At 47.4% G+C, this 20,309-nt stretch carries 12 protein-coding genes; 4 read left to right on the top strand and 8 right to left on the bottom strand.

What is annotated here, in order from left to right:
- Positions 1-245 precede the first annotated feature (245 nt).
- On the top strand, positions 246-890 hold the full coding sequence (locus QUA88_RS21475) for a retropepsin-like aspartic protease (protein ID WP_333057153.1): 645 nt from the start codon (positions 246-248) through the stop codon (positions 888-890).
- A gap of 424 nt (positions 891-1,314) precedes the next feature.
- Here QUA88_RS21475 and trpD read toward each other — a convergent pair whose 3' ends face one another.
- The gene (gene trpD / locus QUA88_RS21470) at positions 1,315-2,430 is read right to left on the bottom strand and encodes an anthranilate phosphoribosyltransferase (protein WP_333058292.1); all 1,116 of its coding nucleotides are present in this window, start codon (positions 2,428-2,430) and stop codon (positions 1,315-1,317) included.
- Positions 2,431-2,442: 12 nt separating this feature from the next.
- Complete coding sequence (locus QUA88_RS21465; RefSeq protein WP_333207649.1) at positions 2,443-2,613, bottom strand: hypothetical protein; 171 nt, start codon at positions 2,611-2,613, stop codon at positions 2,443-2,445.
- 69 nt (positions 2,614-2,682) lie between these two features.
- On the opposite strand from QUA88_RS21465, the gene QUA88_RS21460 reads away from it, so the two are divergent.
- Positions 2,683-2,937, top strand: a complete 255-nt coding sequence (locus QUA88_RS21460) for a hypothetical protein (protein WP_333058294.1) — start codon at positions 2,683-2,685, stop codon at positions 2,935-2,937.
- A 517-nt stretch (positions 2,938-3,454) separates the two neighbouring features.
- Entirely contained in the window at positions 3,455-6,448 is a 2,994-nt protein-coding gene (locus QUA88_RS21455; protein ID WP_333058295.1) for a PAS domain S-box protein, read from the top strand.
- Positions 6,449-7,376: 928 nt separating this feature from the next.
- On the opposite strand, the gene QUA88_RS21450 is transcribed toward QUA88_RS21455, so the two are convergent.
- The 5 genes from QUA88_RS21450 to QUA88_RS21430 all read right to left on the bottom strand — a co-directional run bounded on the left by QUA88_RS21450 (position 7,377) and on the right by QUA88_RS21430 (position 15,406).
- Positions 7,377-8,060 carry a ribonuclease HII gene (locus QUA88_RS21450; protein ID WP_333207648.1) on the bottom strand — a complete coding sequence of 228 codons (684 nt, stop codon included), beginning with the start codon at positions 8,058-8,060 and terminating at the stop codon, positions 7,377-7,379.
- 2 nt (positions 8,061-8,062) lie between these two features.
- A complete protein-coding gene (locus tag QUA88_RS21445) occupies positions 8,063-10,408 on the bottom strand; it encodes an Rne/Rng family ribonuclease (protein ID WP_333058297.1) in 2,346 nt (781 codons plus the stop codon).
- 409 nt (positions 10,409-10,817) lie between these two features.
- Complete coding sequence (locus QUA88_RS21440) at positions 10,818-10,946, bottom strand: hypothetical protein (RefSeq protein WP_333058298.1); 129 nt, start codon at positions 10,944-10,946, stop codon at positions 10,818-10,820.
- Between the two features lie 1,221 nt (positions 10,947-12,167).
- Positions 12,168-14,912: a TIGR03960 family B12-binding radical SAM protein gene (locus tag QUA88_RS21435; protein WP_333273735.1), complete on the bottom strand. Its 2,745-nt coding sequence runs from the start codon at positions 14,910-14,912 to the stop codon at positions 12,168-12,170.
- A gap of 143 nt (positions 14,913-15,055) precedes the next feature.
- Positions 15,056-15,406, bottom strand: coding sequence for an STAS domain-containing protein (locus QUA88_RS21430; protein WP_333058300.1), 351 nt, complete (start codon positions 15,404-15,406; stop codon positions 15,056-15,058).
- 383 nt (positions 15,407-15,789) lie between these two features.
- On the opposite strand from QUA88_RS21430, the gene QUA88_RS21425 reads away from it, so the two are divergent.
- Positions 15,790-15,987, top strand: coding sequence for a hypothetical protein (locus QUA88_RS21425; protein WP_333058304.1), 198 nt, complete (start codon positions 15,790-15,792; stop codon positions 15,985-15,987).
- A gap of 726 nt (positions 15,988-16,713) precedes the next feature.
- Here QUA88_RS21425 and QUA88_RS21420 read toward each other — a convergent pair.
- Positions 16,714-19,542, bottom strand: coding sequence for a PAS domain S-box protein (locus QUA88_RS21420; RefSeq protein ID WP_333058301.1), 2,829 nt, complete (start codon positions 19,540-19,542; stop codon positions 16,714-16,716).
- Positions 19,543-20,309: the final 767 nt, after the last annotated feature.

Raw genomic sequence — 20,309 nt, 5'->3', positions numbered from 1 at the left:
TCAGGGCGGGCTAGACGGCCCACCCCACAAGAATTAGATTGTTTTTTGACATTCTATTTAAATGCACAACAGCTTAACAATTAAAATTGTAAGTTATTTAATTCGCGATCCTAAGTGCAAATTCTTCATCTCCCCCTGCGCCAGCAATTTATCTGCCAGCAGCTTAGGAGGCGGGCGGAAATTCTATATCTATACCAAAAGGCAGTTGTCGCTGTTACGATCGAGCTAAAGCGTTTAATCAAACTATGGCCAGCAAATCTCCCTTGCCTTTACTCTCAAACTCAAAAAAGCCTCTACCGATCCCTCAAAACCTGCGCCCACCTTTACTGGTTTTAGCAGGGGTTATTTCTCTAAGCAGTTCAATTTTACTAGGAAGTGTTGCCAACTCCTCGCCAGCCGTGGCTCAAGAAAGTGAGGGATGCTTCATGCGGAGCTCGTCAGGGCGAACCCTCAACCTCAGCCAATCAGTCTGCGGTTTTCTCCCCGAAGCATTGACGCCCACCACTTCGGCGGCGGCAAAGTCGGGAGTGTTTCAGGCAAAAATCAAACGCCGAGCAGCTAATATCCCGGTCATAGAAGTCACGTTTAACGGCAAACAAAAGTTCGAGATGATGGTAGATTCTGGAGCTAGTGGCACAGTAATTACACCAGCAATGGCTAAAGCCTTGGGCGTTGTTCTCCAGGGAACAGTGCAAGCACAAACTCCCAACGGAGTGGCTACTTTTCCCCTCGGTCGCCTGAGTTCTATGGAAGCAGGTGGTCTAGCGGTTAACAATGTAGTTGTTGCCATCTCGCCATCCCTAGATATCGGACTGTTGGGTCACGACTTTTTTGGTAATAAAGATGTGACTATTAAGCAAGATGTCATTGAATTTCGATCGCGGTCTTAAACAGAAGTCAGCAGTTAGGATCGCGAATTAAATAACTTACAATTTTAATTGTTATTGTGGGATGGGCGTCCCGCCCGTCCACTCATGACGGGCGGGACGCCCATCCCACTTTCAAGAGTGAAAGTTATTTAATTCTCATTCCTTAGTTGTTATTTGTTAGTTGTTATTTGTTATTGATTACTGGTTATTTATAGCAACTGCTTTCCTAACAACTACCAACTGCTTTCGGGTCAACTAACAACTAATATCATGTCCGATCGATCGCGCATCATACATAGTCGAAGCGGGTTTTTGAGATTGTCGGTTTTTGGCGACTATTGCTGGTGAACCCGCCCATACAGGAATCACGGTCAATCGACAGAACATGATATAACAACTGTCAACTGCCAACTCCCAAATCCCAACTCCCAACTGACAACTGACTTCATTTCAAAAACTCAATTAACTGCTGCAACTTCAACCAAGATTCACCGCTCAATAAAATGTCCTTAGCCATAGAAACTCCTGCTGCGTGAGAGCCCATAGGAATTGCGCCTCCCACCTGAAAAGCCAAAGACGCATTCAAAGCTACAACATCCATTTGTGCGGGCGTACCTTTGCCTTGTAAAACGTTCCGCAAAATCTCGGCGTTTTCCTCAACATTTCCGCCTTTTAAGGAGCCGATCGCACTTGGTGTCAATCCTACCTTTTCCGGGTCTAAAGTAGTGAGTTCCACTTTGCCATCCGACAAAACCGCCAAATCAGTCACATCACCCAAACCCGCCTCGTCCAATTTTTCTCTGCCGTGAACGACTACAGCTAACTCAGTCCCCAACTCGCCCAAAGCTTGAGCAATAGTTGATATCAGACTAGGATCGAACACCCCGATTACCTGCCCTGTAGGGCGCATAGGATTGACAAGGGGCCCTAAAAGGTTAAAAATAGTCCGCACCTTCAAAGTGCGCCGGATCGGCGCTACAGCCTTAAGTGCGGGATGCCACCCAGGCGCAAATAAAAAGGTGATGCCCACAGAGTCTACCGCAGCTTTTACCTTCGCGGGATCGGCGTTGAGGTTGACTCCCAGTGCTTCCAACACGTCAGCAGAACCCACTTTGCTCGATGCGGAGCGATTTCCGTGTTTCGCGACTCGAACTTTGCCCGCGGCGGCCACAAAAGCTACAGCAGTGGAAATGTTAAACGTGGAAGCGCCGTCGCCGCCTGTGCCACAAGTATCAATTAATTTGAGATTGGAGATTGAGGATTTGGGATTGAAAACGCTCTCCGACTCGCCTGCAAGCGACTGAGAATGCAATACCTGAGCCATTCCTGCCAATTCTGGGGCCCAGATGCCTTTGGCTTGGATGGCCGCTAAAATGGCTCCTGAGAGGACGGGGGGAATAGCTTCGGCTAGCCATCCCTGCATCAAGTCGGCTGCTTGGGCGCGTGAGAGAGATTGTCTGTCTAATAGTTGTTGCAGGAGGGCTGGCCACACAGGAGAATCCGGCGTCTGGGTTGAAGCAGGGGATAACTCTGGCGTTGCTAGTAGAGGAGAATCTGTCATTAATATTAGTTTCTAGTCAAATTTAGCTCGATCGAGCTTTGTGGCCAAACTGAGAATCGATCGGGATTTTACCAGACTTGCCGACCACATTTTGCGCGATCGGGCCCAGATTTTTGCCCAAATGCCAGCACCGCTACAGAATTTTTCCGCCCGCAGTAGCAGAATATGAATTTTTTGATACAACAATTACCCTATTGTTGTGCCAACTTTACATAGAAACCCCAAATCGTAAAACTGCCAGGGAGCATCTCAATGAAAGCAGGCAAGCTAGAAATTGGAGTTTTGAGACAGGAGGCAGGAGTTTTGAGGCAGGAGGCAGGAGGGAAGAGGGAAGAGGAAGAAGGAAGGAGCCAGAAGAAGTGTTTTTACAAATATGAGATGCTCCCAACTGCCAGTAGTCTGCTGTATGATCTATCAGCAATAATACTTAACAGTAACTCAGGGCACCCAAAGAGCGATAAAAGTTTCCGACAGGAGTTGTGGAGAGCAAAAAATTTTAGACATTAGGAGAACCTCAGATTCATCTGTGGAGTCAACTTCAATCTAAAATCTCAAATCTCCAATCGAGTGACAGCAAGGACAGCGAGCGTTTAGCTCTTGCAAGTGGGTTAGTTGCTTCGGGTAAGAGTCGATCGTACTCTCACCCAAATCCTAAAAATAGACTCTTGCGGTTGTAGAAGTCGCGGCCTTTTATTGTAACAACATCCTTGCTACTAACTTATTTCAGGGTATTCAACTGCTAATATATTCAAGGAGATTTCAAGGAGCGGGTTTTGCTCGAACACCTGCACCGCAGGCCGATCGATGTGCCAATGCGATCGTGACAGCCAGTCAAGCCTCAAATAAATACCCGATCGACTAAAATTTCAGCAATCACTAACAACTAACCGCCCAGTAGGACAGATGAATAAACACACTCGTCTCCGGTTGCGACACACCATCTTTCAGCCTAACTAACGGCTAAATTTTAACAGGCGGTAGAGCAAAAATATTCAACTCACACACAAGAGCAGGGTATTCAAAAGTGGGAAATCAAAAATTAGGAAATAAAGCAATAGAATGCCTGAATGTCGCGGAGGCACTGCACCAAATGGAAGCAAAATATTATAGTATGTTTGAAAATGCTGTGTCGGGTATTTTTCAAACAACCCAATCCGGTCGCTACATCAGCGCTAACCCAGCTTTGGCTCGCATCTACGGATATAATTCTGCTGAAGAATTAATGGGCTGTCTGACTGATATTAGCGATCAGCTTTACGTCAATCCCGATCGCCGCGATCAGTTTGTTTGTGCTTTGCAAGAAAAGGGCATCGTATCAGATTTTGAGTCGCAAATTTATCGCCGAGATGGAACAATAATTTGGATCGCTGAAAATGCGCGGGCTGTCTGCGATGAATCAGGGAAATTGCTCTACTACGAAGGTTTTGTAGAAGATATCACTCAGCGCAAGCAAGCAGAATCTGCACTTCGAGAAAGCGAAGAACGCCTGCGCTTAATAATAGAAGGGGTTAAGGATTACGCTATATTTATGTTAGATCCAGATGGGTATGTAGCTAGCTGGAATTCTGGTGCAGAACGCATTTTGGGATACATATCTCATGAAATAGTTGGCAATAATTCGGAGTGTTTTTTCACTAAAGATGATATTGAAATCGGCAAGCACAAAGAAAAATTAATCCGGGCTGTGGCCGAAGGTAGATACGAAAATGAAGGCTGGCGGCTTCGCAAAGACGGATCGCGATTTTGGGCGAATATTATTGTTACTCCTTTGCGCGATGAAAGGGGAAAGTTGCAGGGCTTTTCTCAAGTAATGCAGGATATTACTGAGCAAAAGCGGGCGGCTGAGGAAAAGATGCAGTTGATTGCTTCTTTGCAGGCGTCGGAAAAAAAGTTTCGCACTTTGTACGAATCGACGACTGATGCGGTAATGCTGCTAGACGAAGAGGGTTTTTTGGATTGCAATCCGGCTACTTTAAAGTTATTTGGATGCAGCACTGAGTCGGAGTTTTGCGGCAAGCATCCTTCGGAGTTCAGCCCGCCGTTGCAACCGGACGGACAAGATTCTATGAGTCTTTCTCAAGAGCGAATTAATACGGCTTTGCGATCGGGAAATTGCCGTTTTGACTGGCGACACCGTCGTTTGGATGGTTCTGAGTTTCCGGCGGAAGTGCTGCTAACTTCTATGGATATCGGCGGCAAAATTGGGCTGCAAGGCGTGGTGCGCGATATCACTTATCGGGTGCAGGCTGAGGAAGCATTGAAGCAGGCTAATGAGGTATTGGAATGCCGGGTTAAAGAGCGGACAAGTCAGTTGGAAGAGGCTATTAAAAAGTTGAGTTTATCGGAAGAAAAGTTTTCTAAGGCTTTTCGCTCAAGCCCAGATCCGATGATTATTACTACTTTTGCTGAGGGTCGTTTTATTGAAGTTAATGATAGTTTTTTGTTGATGACTGGTTATGATTTAGAAGAAACGACCTGGAATACAGTACCGGGGTTAAATATTTGGGTAAGACCGGAAGATCGAGTGAATTTTAGGCAAATTTTACACGAACAAGGTGTTGTTCGCAATCAGGAATGTGAGTTTAGGATGAAGTCGGGATCGGTGGTGGTGTGTTTGCTGTCAGCAGAGTTGATTAATTTGGACGGCGAACTCTGTATGCTGGCGGTGATGACGGATATTACCGATCGCAAACACGCCGAAGAAGCCCTACGGGAAAGCCAGCGGGCCTTGGCGACGCTGATGAGCAATTTGCCGGGAATGGCCTACCGTTTTCGCAACGATGCCGATCGCAGTATGGAGTTTGTCAGCGAAGGTTGCTATCAGTTAGCCGGCTATTCTCCTGAAGAATTTATCGGCACTCGGCAAGTTTCTATATCGGAATTGACTCACCCAGACGATCGCGAGAATTTGTGGAATGCCGTGCAAGTTGCTTTACAAGAAAATCGACCCTATCAGCTAAATTACCGAATTACTTCTAAAAATGGCGAATTAAAATGGGTTTGGGAGCAAGGTTTGGGAGTGTTTTCCGACTCGGGAGAATTGATAGCTTTAGAAGGGTTAATTACTGATATTTCCGAGCAGAAACGCAGTGAAGAAGCTTTGCGGCGATCGCAAACAGAGTTAACCCAACAAAAACTTCAACTCGAAAATACTTTGCACGAATTGCAGCAAACTCAAGCTCAACTGATTCACACTGAGAAAATGTCTACTCTCGGTCAAATGGTAGCCGGTGTTGCTCACGAAATTAACAATCCTGTTAGCAGCGTCTGCGGCAATCTCGTCCACGTGGGCCACTACACCGAAGATTTGCTGAATTTGCTCGATATGTACCAGAAGCACTGCCCGCAGCCGCCGGCAGCAATTCAAGCTCAAATTAAGGATATCGAATTAGACTTTCTGTTAGAAGATTTGCCGAAAGCAATGTCTTCGATGCAGGTTGGGGCCGATCGCATTCGGGAAATCGTGCGATCGCTCAGAAATTTCTCCCGCAAAGATGATTCTCAAATGAGCAAAGTTAACCTGCACGAAGGCATTGAAGGAACGTTGCTGATTCTGCAAAGTCGCCTGAAAGCCAGAGGTAACTATCCCGAAATTGCGGTAATTAAGGACTATGGAAATTTGCCTTTGGTTGAGTGTTATGCTGGGAAAATCAATCAGGTATTTATGAATTTGATCGGAAATGCGATCGACGCGATCGAGGAATACAACGAAGGGCGTTCAGTTGCTGAAGTCAAAGCTAACCGCAGCAAGATTAAAATTAGGACAGAAGTCCAAAACTCTAATGCTGTAATTAGGATTTCTGACAACGGCCCCGGTATGCCAGAAGAAGTTTCCCAGCAGTTATTCGAGGCTTTTTTTACCACCAAACCCGCCGACAAAGGCACCGGTTTAGGCCTGTCCATTTCCTACAAAGTTGTCCAAGAACACGGTGGCAAACTTAGCTGCGTGTCTGCACTCGGTCACGGAGCCGAGTTTATCATAGAGTTGCCGATCGAACAACCAATCAAACAATCCTAAAGTGCGATCGGGGCGATCGTATCGAGATAACGAGTCGCGGTTTCTAGTGAGGACTAAAGTCCTCATAAAACTGGCTCGGACTAAAGCGGTAAGGTACCGTGGGTATGGAACCCTAAATAGAGAAGTTTTGCTTATGTTCTGTATTACTATAGCAATCCTAAATGATTATACTCGTTACCAGGAAGAGCCTGGTAACGCATATCCGGAGGAAGAGCCTCCATAGTCTGGGCCGAGGCAGAGCCTCGCTTACATCGGTTCCCAGGCAGAGCTTGGGAACCAGTTAAATAGAGAAGTTTTGCTTATGTTCTGTATTACTAAAACCCTGGCTTTGATCTCAACTCGAATTACTGCCCGCACTTACCATTGGTAATGATTGAGAAAGCGACTAATAATACTGGTACTTACTGTTTAACTACCAGCCGGGAAGTCCCGGACGTATATTTAGAGGGGATTAATCTGAGCGCTGCGCCCCTTACCCCGTTGGGAATTACGCCCGCGTGATGAAAGGCTCGTCGGGTGTAGGTACCCAAAGCGACAATTATTCTTTTATACCTCTTGATAACCTGGAAATACTCTGGTACTATATTAGCAAGTGGGGGTGGAACTACCTCACTATAAAAAGCCTTTGCAAAAAAGGAAAAAGAAGCCTGCGGTCTAACGGTAATCCGTTGACAGTCAGGTTCGTTCACGAATGGTTAACATTGACCTACCTGATTGTTTTTACGCCCTTTCTTTCACCTTTTGGGACAAAATGCAAGGGCTAGTTGAGAATGGTGCAAGATGTGAGATCCAACTGAGATATTGCACCATTCTCGCTTAACAGGCTTTTCGGCCTGTTCCACAAGGAAATTCACTCTTTGTGGAACAGGCCGAAAAGCCTGTTCATAAAAGCTTATTGACATTGGTGCAACATTTCAGATACAACTAACTATTTTTGACAAGGGCTAAATGATAATCGGTGAAAGACAGATACACCGCAGCGTTCCAAAGCCAATTTATGTTTAGCTGTTCCATATCCTTTGTTATTTGTCAAGTCATATTCAGGATACTTAACAGCCAAACGTATTATTAATTCATCGCGCCAAACTTTCGCCACAATACTAGCTGCAGCAATCTGAATCGATCGCGCATCACCTTTAATCATCGTCTCTTGCTCGATCGCCAAATTGGGAATCCTTTGATTCCCGTCAACCAAACACAAATCCGGCGTCACCTTCAACTTCAAAATCGCCCGTTTCATCGCCAACAAAGAAGCCTGCAAAATATTGAGGCGATCGATCTCCCGCACCGAAGCCACACCAATTTGACAGTCAACCGCCACAGCCCGGATTTTCACAGCTAACCGACTCCGGGCTGTGGCACTCAACTGCTTGCTGTCGCGAACCCCGGAACTTGCTAATTCATCGAGAACTTCGTCGGGCAAAATGCAGGCTGCAGCCACCACCGGCCCGAACAAAGCGCCTCGTCCGACTTCATCCACACCCGCAATTACCAGAGCATTCGAGGGAGAGGGGGAAAGGGGAAGATGGAAAGATGGGAAGAGAGTAAAAATTTCAACTTCTTCCTTCTTCCCTCTTCTTTCTTTCCTCTTCTCTCTTCCCTCTTCTTTCATAACTATTCATCCACAAGGGCAGATGAGCGACGGCGCCGGCGACGGTTGATAGCAGGCTCCTCGGGTTCGCTTGATTCGATCGGCTCAGGGGATTGGAGCGGCTCAGGGGATTGGAGCGGCTCATTGAGTGAGATCGGCTCATTGAGTGAGATCGGCTCATTGAGTGAGATCGGCTCATTGAGTGAGATCGGCTCCTGGGATTCGTCCATCACATCACTGGGTTCCTCCATCCGATCAAAATCATCAGTTTCGTCGATCAAACTCTCGCCATAAATTTGGACATCATCATCATCATCATCATCATCATCGGCCTCAGAAAAAACAGGCTCAACTACCGACCTTTCTGGATAATAATCCCGTTCCTCATCCTCAACATTCTGGGGAGGCGTCGTCGCTTCAAATTCAAATTCGAGCTGCTCGAAAGGCGGCTTGTTCGGGGCCGCTCCGGGGAGAGTCACCGAAACGATCGCATTCTTAGGATTTTTGACACTGCGATCAGTAAGCACCAAAGGAGAAACCCCCATCAGAGCATAAACATCCTGCTCCTCCGCCGTCATTTCCACCGAAATCACCTCCGGAGGCTCCACCATCGGCTTCATCAACTCAGACTTAGCCGGACGCACACGCTCGAAATCCTCGCGCCTGCCAACAGTAGCCATATTCACCAGCCCGAAGCCCTCCGAAGCCGCCCGGATGCCGGGGGGTGCCAGATACTCAGAGCGCGTATCCGCAACGGGCGCGCTCGAAGTATTCGGCAGTCGCAACTTGCTACGTACCGGTTCCTCCTCCGCCGGGAGAGCAAAAGGCTCTTCGCCAATCCGGCGGCGGCGGCGCCGTCTAGTTCCGTTCCCCAAATCCTGATAGCTGGGATGGTTGAGCAAGTCCAAAGGCGATGCGTTGCTGCCGCTCTCAAAATCCAAACTTTCGCTTTGAGGCTCCCAAGCAGCCCTAGCAGGTTCGGGGGGGCGTTCTTCCCGCACCGGGGCAGAAGTTGCAGCCGCCACAGGCGTCAAGCTGCGACGTTCCAATCCTTCTGGCAAATTCAACAAAACGCGGTTCGACGTAGCAACAGTGCGATCGCCCGATTCCCGCACCGCTGCGGCGAAGTCTTCTTCCCCCGGCAAGTGCACCAGATGACCCAACCCGCTGCAAGTAGGGCAACTGTGGCCGAACAACTCGTAAATATTTTGACCTTGGCGCTTGCGAGTCAGTTCTACCAGCCCCAATTCCGACAGTTGAGCGATTTGCGGTCGAGCTTTGTCAGCTTTGAGAGCTTTATTGAAATGTTCCAGCACCTGCAACTGATCGCGGCGGGATTCCATGTCAATAAAGTCAACAATAATCACCCCGGCAATATTGCGTAACCGCAGTTGTCTAGCAATTTCCGTGGCTGCTTCGCAATTTGTCCAGAGTACCGTTTCCCGAGCGGTCGCCGATCGAGTAAACGAGCCAGAGTTGACATCAATCACCGTCAGCGCCTCAGTCGGCTCAATAATCACATAACCACCCGAAGGCAAATCAACCCTTGGTCTGAGGGCTTCTCGAATCGCAGCGTTAACCCGGAAAAATTCTAAAATCGAGGCGCGCTCTCGGTGGTGGTCGATCAAAACTCCCGCAGGAAGTTTACCACCGTTCCAGCTCATCAACTGCTGCTTCACCCGCTTAATTCCATTTTGCGAGTCCACCACAATCCGATTCACGTCACCGCTGAACATATCCCGCAGCACCCGCTGGATAAAATCGTCATCCCGGTTGAGCAGTGCCGGCGCCCGCGAAGTACCGCCTTCGAGTTGAACAGCTTCCCACTGTTTTTGGAGCACTTCCAAATCTTCCATGATGGCTTCTTCAGTCATCCCTTCAGCTTCAGTGCGTACCAGCAGCCCCATCCCGGCCGGTTTCACCAAAATAGCCAGGGCTCTGAGGCGGTTGCGCTCGGCTTCCGACTTGATCCGCCGCGAGAGATTGACTCCCCTGCCGTAGGGCATCAGTACCAAATAGCGGCCGGGCAGGGTAATGTTGCCTGTTAGCCGGGGGCCTTTGCTGCCCGTCGGTTCTTTCATTACCTGTACCACCACTTTCTGCTGGGGGGTCAGGAGTTCTGTAATTGCTCCTGCCGAGCGTTTAAGGCGCAGCGGGCCGAGGTCTGTGACGTGCATAAACCCGTTACGTTCTGGGTCGCCAATATTGACGAAGGCCGCATCTATCCCAGGGAGTACATTTTCAACAATTCCCAAGTAAATGTCACTGACTTGGTGGCTGCCTGTGGCTACCACAAGTTCTTGGATTTGATCTTCTGAAAATACGGCAGCAATGCGATGCTGCTCTGCTATAACTATCTGCTTTGTCATTCAATTTCCTCAAAAAACTGGCAGCAAGTTAGAGACACTTACGCACTCATAGTGCCTCTGACTTAGACTGTAATTAGTAGTAGCTTGAAGAGTTATTAGCTGTGAGTTGGTGCAGGGTGGAAAGAAAGTTAACTGTTGACCGTTCACTGTTAACTGTTAACTATTGACTGTTCACTGTTAACTGTTACAGATAAAGTAGTTAAACCCCCCCGTACAGAGTTATGAGTTATGCTCAGCAGATAAATCTGAGAGATAGAAATAAGGAGGCTTTTATCGAGTTAGCAATATTGAGATTTGAGTTGACAATTGCGAAATCAATACTCAAAATTCAACACTTACAACTCTTCCTTTGAACGAGCGCGAATAAATTCATTGACACCGTACTAATTTCTTAACACACAACTTAACACTACGAACTGATAACTCCGCTTGCGTGGTGGTTGAGGGCTGGTTTTGAGGGAAAGTAGGTAGGAGTGAAAGCGTAAGGACTTTTGTTGAATTCTTGTGCGATCGCACTCAACATACCGCAGCTTGGCATTCGACTGCAACCTCCGCCCCTGCCAACCCTAAAACCTAGTCAGTCGATTTTAGATTTTAGATTTTAGATTTTAGATTTACTCCACAGATGAATCTGGGACATTTAACTAGAGTCTAAAATCTAAAATTTTTGGTTCTCCACGAATTAAGTCGGGGGCTTATCTCCGTTTGTTGACGGGTCAGTCGATTTTAGATTTTAGATTTTAGATTTTAGATTTACTCCACAGATGAATCTGGGAGATTGAACTAGAGTCTAAAATCTAAAATTTTTGGTTCTCTCCGACTTAAGTCGGGGGCTTATTTCCGTTTTTTGACGGGTCAGTCGATTTTAGATTTTAGATTTTAGATTTTAGATTTACTCCACAGATGAATCTGGGAGATTGAACTAGAGTCTAAAATCTAAAATTTTTGGTTCTCTCCGACTTAAGTCGGGGGCTTATTTCCGTTTTTTGACGGGTCAGTCGATTTTAGATTTTAGATTTTAGATTTTAGATTTACTCCACAGATGAATCTGGGACATTTAACTAGAGTCTAAAATCTAAAATTTTTGGTTCTCCACGAATTAAGTCGGGGGCTTATCTCCGTTTGTTGACGGGTCAGTCGATTTTAGATTTTAGATTTTAGATTTTAGATTTACTCCACAGATGAATCTAGGAGATTGAACTAGAGTCTAAAATCTAAAATTTTTGGTTCTTCACGACTTAAGTCGGGGGCTTATCTCCGTTTTTTGACGGGTCAGTCGATTTTAGATTTTAGATTTTAGATTTTAGATTTTAGATTTACTCCACAGATGAATCTGGGAGCTGGAACTTTAATCTAAAGTCTAAAATTTTTGGTTCTCCACGACTTAAGTCGGGGGCTTATCTCCGTTTTTTGACCCGCCAAAAACATTTATTGTTGAATACCCGCTCTGCGGTTTGAACCGTAAAATTTTTGAATAAGCCGACCACCGACAACCAGTCGATCGAAATTAATCGCTAAATTTGGTTCAGACCCCGCTCCGGCGGGTTTGGCGCTAGATTTAGCCCGTGAATGTACAACAAAAAGGCTTAAAGTCTTGAACAGAAGCAAATTGCACCCAGCCCGCGTTGCTGGTTGACGAGGGCGGCGAGCGACTAAAGCGCTCGAGCCACCGCGGCTTCCATAACAAGCGATTATAGCGTGAAACGACACATCCCGATCGAAAGCCGAAGGTGAAATATTCCACCGCGGCTTCCCTATTTTAACCATAACCCAGGATTAGCTGACTACGCTCAACCTGTAGAAGCTGAATTTCCTGCTGGCTGACTTGTTCGAGCATGAACACAATATGTTCTGGCTTTAGCAAGTTGCCATCGCTGCGACAACTGCCGGTAAACCGCAAGACGGCTCTACCTTCGGATGTAGCACCCCTAGCAGATGTGCTGCTGTCGGGTTTGTGCTCTACAAGTTCTAGTTTGTGCAGCCGATCGCGCAAATTGACATCCTTCGTCTTTCCCGACTTAGTAGTATGCACCCGCCAAAAAGCCTCGGTTTCGGCGATCGTCTTGACCCAAGCTTCCCAGTTGGCATCAGGAGCCACGGAGACAGGAGCAGAATTTTCATGGTCTAATTCGCCATTTTCTGTCAGCGAACCCCCTAAAGCCACAGTAATCACGTACTCCGCTGCTTCTAACAACTGGTTAGCAGAAGGAGCCTTAAGATCGATCGACTCAACCTTGTAAATCGGAATATTTTCCGGCAGCTTAGCCCCCAACTTTTCCCGAAAACTCTCAATATCGATCGACTCAGTGAGCTCAAAGTCGGCAATTTCCCCAGTGCTGGTAACACCCAGAGGCAGAGCATTTGCCAGAGAAATCCGAGGGTTCGGGTGAAACCCGCCGGTAAACGAAATCGGCAAATCGGCTCTGCGGACTACTCGATCGAACAATCGGATCAAATCCAAATGACCAACCAAAGCCATATCGCCCACCTTCCCGAACCAAACCCGCAAACGCTGTTTCCGCTCCGTATTCGGGACAAACTCCCCAGCAAACTCAGGAATTGGCAGCGCATCCACAACCACATTGTGTCCGAAATCGGTGCCACAAACCCCGCAGCGCGAACACCCTTCAAAGGAACAGTCGGGAACCGTCGCTGCTTCCAAAGCCTTTTGCAAGTCAATTTTCAGCCAGTTTTTGTCGATTCCCGTATCTAAATGATCCCAAGGCAAAGGTTGATCCAGTAGAAGCGGTGCCCCCGTGCCCGCCCCCGCCGTCAAATTCATCCGTGTATCCGTGTCCGCATCCGTGTCGTGCTCCTCTTCCTTATCAAAAAGATTCCACTCGCCGCTTTCGACTTGGCGGTATTTCCAGGTAAGGCCCGACTCATCTATCGCCTGAGTCCAAGCTTTGTAAGCCTGATCCAAGCTTTCCCACCACGCATCCATACCCGCGCCAAGTTCCCAAGCGCGGCGGACTACAGCGCCCAAACGTCGATCGCCCCGTCCGACAAAATCCTCCATTGCCGAAATCCGCACATCAGTGTAATTCACCTTGACGCCCCGCATCCCCCGAAACTCTTCCTTCAGGAGTTTTTGCTTGCGGGAAAACTCAGCAGTAGAAACCGAGTGCCACTGAAAAGGAGTGTGAGGCTTAGGGGTAAAATTAGAAATTGTCAAGTTAAAATTCAGTCCCCGCCGGCCATTGATCCTGCATTCCCTGTGCAGCCAGCGGACTGTTTCGGCGATGCCGAGAACATCAAAATCTGTTTCTCCCGGCAAACCGATCATAAAATACAGCTTGATTTTATCCCAGCCGCGATCGACCGCAGTTTTGACACCCCGAAGCAATTCTTCGTTGGTCAAACCTTTGTTAACGATGTCGCGCATCCGCTGAGTACCAGCTTCCGGCGCAAAAGTCAAACCGCCTTGTCGCGTACCGCCGAGAATGTCGGCAATATTATCGTCAAATCTGTCAACCCGCTGGCTGGGTAGAGACAGAGAAATATTTTTATCTTTCAGGCGATTTTTGATTTCCATGCCGACTGCTGGGAGTGCCAGATAGTCGGAACAACTGAGGGAAAGCAGGGAAAACTCGCTGTGCCCGGTGGCTTGCATCCCCTGTTCGATCGCCTCTACGACTTGCTGCGGTTCGACATCGCGCGCGGGGCGAGTCAGCATTCCCGGCTGACAGAAGCGACAGCCGCGAGTGCATCCCCGGCGGATTTCTACTGTCAGCCTGTCGTGTACTGTTTGGACGTAGGGAACCAGGCCGATCGAATAAGCTGGTATCGGAGTTGCCACGCGGCGCAGAATTCGTTCTGGAACTTGCGGGCGGTTGGGATGAACGGAACCGTCGGCCGCCATATCGTAGAATTGCGGGACGTAGACGCCTGGAATTTGCGCTAAATCCAGCAGCAATGCTTCTCGGCTCAAATTATTTGTTTTGCCTTCTGCCAAAATCAAGCCAATTTCTGGCAGCAACTCTTCTCCATCTCCCAAAGCGATGAAGTCAAAAAAGTCTGCGTAGGGTTCGGGGTTGGAAGTTGCCGTTTGCCCGCCAGCAAAAATCAGTGGCATTTGACCGTTTTGGGGATTGGTCGCTCTTTCTTGCCAAGTTAGGGGAATGCCGGCTAAATCCAGCATTTCCAGAATGTTTGTGGCTCCGAGTTCGTAGCTGAGGCTGAAGCCCAGAATATCAAATTCTGTGAGCAATCGCCTCGATTCTACGGCAAACAGCGGAGTTTTGGTCGATCGCAGTTTTGCTGCCAAGTCGGCGGCGGGCAAATAAGCCCGATCGCACAACTGTCTCGGCCCTGCGTTCAAAATGTTGTAAAGGATGATGTGCCCCAGATTGGAAGCACCAACTTCATAAACTTCTGGGTAAGTGAGAACCCAGCGCACAGACGCCGCGTCCCAAGGCTTGTGCGTCGCCCCCAATTCGTTTCCCAGATAACGAGCAGGCTGATTAATCTCTGCTGTAAGTAATTCTTCGACTTTTACTGCCACGGCTCGACTCGCTAAATAGTTGCGACTCTTAAGCAGCCTACCTTAAAATCTGCCAACACGCCAACGACAGTCGTCTGTCTTTTCGGGCATTTAACCGAATTTGCTGTGTTTTTTTGCCTGTTCTCGTCGCCCAGGAGGCTCTATCAGTGTTGTTTTACGCAGGAGTTTTCGGCTTCAAAGCTATCGACATTTTCAAATATCTCAAACACTCGATCCAGTTGGCTGAGTTCCAGAATCATCTTAATCCCAGGGGATACCGAGCAAAGACTAAACCTGCGCCCCATTTTTTTCGCCTGCTTGAGGCCCGAAACCAATGCCATCAAACCTGCACTGTCAATAAATTTTACCGCGTCCAAATCTACGAGTACCGATACAACACCGGGGGCTGCAATTGCTGTCATTAGTTGTACGCCGAATTCTCCGCAGGTGGCTGCATTCAGGTAGTCTAGGGGTCGAATCACCGTAATTGGTTTATGGGCAAGAAGTGTCTGCATATGTCAAACCTATGATTGCTACGTATTTTCAACTACTGCGCTGGACGGATGTAAGCCTAAACCTACTTGATTCCTCTGAGCCTAACTTAATCCGAGGCAAACTGACCAGTTGTTGTCAGTAGTTTTACTGAATCTTTATTTATTGACTCTTTTTTATGAAGTTTTGCATAAGATTTGGGGAGGAAACGTAAGCTACTATACTATTTTTTATTGATACCTGCAGGTTGAGTCTTGGTAACTATAAAAATTGCGATCGACTTGGCCCTAGCTGTTAGATAAAACTGAACATTGTAATTTAAATCACTTGTGAGTTCTGATCTAGATCACCTGTTTGCTAGACACTTCAGAGGAGAATAAAAATGTACGGAGTTCTCCGACTTACTATGCAAGCAACTCATGCTATTCGTCAACTTGTAGAAAAAGCCCTCTACATTAAGCAGTTGACGCCTGACATTGAAAACGAAATCAACTACGAGCTCACCCGTTTGGGGTACATCTCGGATATTGATTATGAGGCTTTAGAGTTATTAATGGATGAAATGGATGCCGGTCGGGTGCAATTGGTATCTAGCCATAGATAGTGGGAAGCGGGCGATAAGTCCACATCCAAAAAACCAAAAATCTTTGCAGGGCGGGCAATAGAGGCGTGTTAGAAGCATTTACGCCGGCCGCATATTTTTCTCATGAAGCATCTGGTTGCTGAACTTGATATTTGAGGAGATAGTGTGATGGGCGATCGTCCCTGCACCTGCGATCGAAAGCTAAAAACTTTGACTTAAATTAAATTTATAACTTTTGGGGTATGACAAATTAGGTTAAGTGTAACTTAGGATCGCGAATTTAATAACTTACAATTTTAATTGTTATTGTGGGATGGGCGTCCCGCCCGTCCCACAATCTTGTGGAAGTTATTTAATTCTCATTCCTTAGAATCTATCGATTTGAGATTTGAGATTTGAGATTTGAGATTTGAGAAGTCCGACTACTGATGATTATCAGGGTTTGAAACTTGTCTACAGTTGCATTCCTTTGAGAAACTGCTATCAGTATCAAAAACTACACACTGTGACCTAAATTAAATTCATAACTTTCGGGACTTGACAAATTAGCTCTAAGTCTAACTAATACTAAAAAAAGTTTTTCGGCAGGATTAGGACAACCGGGCAAGTCTCGCAAATAAAGCTTAAATTTTAAGTATCTAGTGCCAGTTAGCCTTAGTCCTAGGAATTATCCGATCGCTCGAATGCAAGAAAATTGGTTTGTAGTTACGACATCCGTCATCGCCGAGTCAATCTAAAATCTAAAATCTAAAATCTAAAATCCTTCCGGCGTCCCGCCAAACTTGCCACCACCGCCACCAACTCAGCAGGCTCGATCGGCTTGGGTACATAAATTTGAAAACCTTCCTGCAGTGCCCGTACCCGTTCCTCTACCCTACCAACCGCCGTGAAGGCCAACGCCGGAATTTCCCTGTCCACCATCCGCGATCGCACTTGTTGCAGCAAAGCCTCTCCATCAAGGGCCTGCATCCCGATATCGATCGCCAACACATTCGGATTCAGCCTTTCAATCGCCTCCAGAGCATCCTTTCCAGAGCTAGCAGTCTCCACCTGGGCCCCGCAATCTTCGAGCACTGTACAGGCAAAATCCAGGGAATCCGCGTCGATATCGACCACCAATACCCGCACTCCAGAAAGATTGCTGCTGACAAAAGACTCCTTTACAGGGGCTCGCGCCTTGCTTTGAGGAATCGCCCACTCCCCGAGTCCAGCAACAGACAATCCGCCGTCGCAATGAAGCTGTTGAATTGGCAATTTCACTAAAAACCTCGATCCTTTTCCCTTCCCGGCAGATTCGGCTTGCACCGTCCCCCCGTGCATTTCCACAAAATGTCGCACTAGAGCCAAGCCCAAACCCAATCCGTTGTACGATCGTCTTATAGAGCTGTCAGCTTGGCTGAACCGCTCGAAAACGTGGGGCAAAAACTCTTCTGAAATCCCTTGTCCCGTGTCGCTGACCTCAATTTCGACACTAGCGGGCGACAAATTTTTGCAGCAAGCGGATTCCTGAGAGTCCAAAGTCCTCTCCATCTTTCGCACCCCCACCCTCACCTGTCCGCCATCGGGAGTAAACTTAATCGCATTCGACAGCAAATTCCAGGCTACCTGTTGCAAGCGGCCCGAATCGGCAAAAATCCGCCCGGTAGTTGGGTCGAAATCCGTCACAATTTCAATATTTTTGGCAGCAATCGCGGGCGCGAGAGTATCTATCGCACCCTCAACAGTCGAAATCACATCCACCCACCGCAAATTCAGCGACAGTTTCCCGGTAATAATCTGCGACACGTCCAGCAAATCGTCGATCAGAGTTGCCAGCGATCGTGTATTGCGGTCGATCGTTTCCAGAGCCCGAACAGTCGTTTTTTCGTCAAACTTGCGGTTTCGCAGCAGTTGCGCCCATCCCAGCATCGCATTCAGCGGCGTTCGCAATTCGTGGGACAAAGTTCCGAGAAACTCGTCTTTAATCCGGTTCGCCCGCGCCAATTCCTGGGCTCGATCGTGCAGTTCTCTTTCCAACTGCTTGCCAACCGTCAAATCGAGAATAAAAGCCACAGATTCTTGCCGCTTTTGGGCCAGCAAAACATATCCGATCAACACCGGAATCCGGCTGCCGTCTCTCCTCCAGAATTCCTTTTCGTAGGGAGTGCAAGCCCCCGTTGCTTGTGCCTCTGCCATCCCCTTCTTATCGAGAGACTGGTACTCCGGCGGCGTGATATCAATCGAGTTTAATTCACCGCCCTGCAACTGTTCCCGCGTGTAACCAACTATCCGCAAAAATTCATCGTTTGCCTCAATGATACCGCCGTTAACATCCCCGAAGATAATTCCTATCAAGTTAGCTTCGGCTAACATTCTCAGCTTTTCTTCGCTAGCTTGAAGTGCAGATTCTGTGTGCTTGCGATCGCTAACGTCTTGGATGTAAGCCGACAAACCAGAATCGGAAGGATAAAAACGCACCTTCAACCACTTATTCCATAGCGGCACGAATTCTTCATACTCGATCGTTACCTTTTCTGCTAGTGCTTTGGTCGCCATTTTGTAAAACTGTAAATCGACAGCCCAGGGAAATATATCCCAAACTTTTTTACCAATCAGTTCTGCTTTTGGTCTGCCTAACAGCTCAATAGCTTGGTGGTTGACATAGGTATAGTTCCAATTTAAATCAACAGCGATAAAAGCATCGGTAATGCTTTCGAGAATGTTAGTAATTTGATCGTTTGCCGATTGCAGCGCTTTAGCAGTTTCTTCTGCTTGCAACCTCGCTGCTTGTTCGCGGGACAAAGCGGCAGCGCGTTCTTGTTCTGCCAGTTTTCGATCGCTAATATCGATGTAAGAACCGATGTAACCTGCAAAAGTGCGATCGGGTCTGTACCGGGGTACGCCCGTACCCAAAACCCAGCGGTATTCCCCGTCATAGCGTCTCAGGCGGCATTCGAGCCGGTACTCGCTGCCAGTGTCGAAGGCTTTTTGGTAAATATCCAGACATTCTGGCAAGTCATCTGGGTGCAAGCTTTCCATCCAACCCGTGCCCATTTCTTGCGCCAAAGTTCTACCGGTAAACTCCAGCCAAACTTTGTTAAAGTAATCGCCAAGTTGGTCAGTGTCCGACATCCAAATCATTACCGGCGCGGTATCCGCCATAATCCGAAATCGAGCTTCGCTCTCCTGCTGCTGTGCTTCCGCTTGCTTGCGCTCGTTCCGTTCTTGAACTTCGCGCAGCGCCCGCTGAATCGACGGCACCAGGCGTATCAAACGGCGTTTGAGAACATAATCAGTAGCCCCGCTTTTCAAAGTTTCGATCGCCACTTCCTCGCCCAAAGTAGCCGAAACAAAAATAAAAGGCACTCCCGGACAAGTAGTGTGGGCGATTTCCAGTGCCGCTATCCCGTTAAAACAAGGCAGCATATAATCTGCCAAAATAATGTCAAAACTTTGTTTTTCCAGCGCCGTGGCAAAGTCTTCTCGATTTTCCACACACACCAGAGAAAATTGGAGCCCGCCATCCATTAGATATGCCTCAATCAGTTCGGCATCTAGGGGACTGTCTTCTACTAAGAGGATACTGAGCGTTTTCACAAAAATTCCTTTTACTTAAATATTAATTAGCGGATACAAAATTTTATCGGGCTGCGGCTTTAAGTGAAGCCAAAAAAAGTCTTGGGTTGTGAATGGCATAAAAAAATGTAAAAACCAATTGGTTTCATCAGTTGAGCATTCATATCTCAATTCTAAATTCTCATCAAGTCTATTGCTTCTTGCTGAGGGGTGAATCCCCGCTCTGACTTGATTGGCTAGTACGGTTGTTTTTCCTTAACTTTCGTCGGTTTCCAAGGAATCGGCACCGCTGGAGTCTTGCTTGTATGCAGCAGTTTAGCTATACCCTGTTGAACAAATAGTTTCGCGCTTCTGGCTAGAAACAACTAGCTATGTAGTAATTTATCTCGCTTGCTCCTAACTACTGCTACCTCGTTTGGCAGATTATTTTTTTGTAGTGATGCCCCTGTTAATTCTATATTGCTTTGTCGCTCGTCTCAAGCTGGAATTCGCTGGAATCCTGCCCTTATTTCCTGAATATCGATTAATCCTGTCAAAAAAAGTCAAAGTTGCTGGTATGTCTGCTTTACTTTTTGCCGGATTTGCCTACCATCCAAGCGTTGCATGGTAGGCAACGCTTGGATGGTCGAGCGCAGTCGCCCTCAAAAATTACCGCTAATTTAGTTGCCACCGGTTACACTGCATCTATCCACAGATATATTTTTGCAGGCACACAGCACTCAACCTACATATATTCCCCTGAATTCGGTTACATCTGACATCTTGCAGCAATATCAATAAGAGGATTT

Source organism: Microcoleus sp. D3_18_C2, assembly GCF_036702395.1.
Lineage (GTDB): Bacteria > Cyanobacteriota > Cyanobacteriia > Cyanobacteriales > Microcoleaceae > Microcoleus.
This window is presented reverse-complemented; position numbering and strand designations above follow the sequence as displayed.

Coding starts and splice junctions, on each gene's coding strand:
- QUA88_RS21475 (WP_333057153.1), top strand. CDS start 246: ATGGCCAGCAAATCTCCCTTGCCTTTACTCTCAAACTCAAAAAAGCCT.
- trpD (WP_333058292.1), bottom strand. CDS start 2,430: ATGACAGATTCTCCTCTACTAGCAACGCCAGAGTTATCCCCTGCTTCA.
- QUA88_RS21460 (WP_333058294.1), top strand. CDS start 2,683: ATGAAAGCAGGCAAGCTAGAAATTGGAGTTTTGAGACAGGAGGCAGGA.
- QUA88_RS21450 (WP_333207648.1), bottom strand. CDS start 8,060: ATGAAAGAAGAGGGAAGAGAGAAGAGGAAAGAAAGAAGAGGGAAGAAG.
- QUA88_RS21445 (WP_333058297.1), bottom strand. CDS start 10,408: ATGACAAAGCAGATAGTTATAGCAGAGCAGCATCGCATTGCTGCCGTA.
- QUA88_RS21440 (WP_333058298.1), bottom strand. CDS start 10,946: ATGCCAAGCTGCGGTATGTTGAGTGCGATCGCACAAGAATTCAACAAA.
- QUA88_RS21430 (WP_333058300.1), bottom strand. CDS start 15,406: ATGCAGACACTTCTTGCCCATAAACCAATTACGGTGATTCGACCCCTA.
- QUA88_RS21425 (WP_333058304.1), top strand. CDS start 15,790: ATGCAAGCAACTCATGCTATTCGTCAACTTGTAGAAAAAGCCCTCTAC.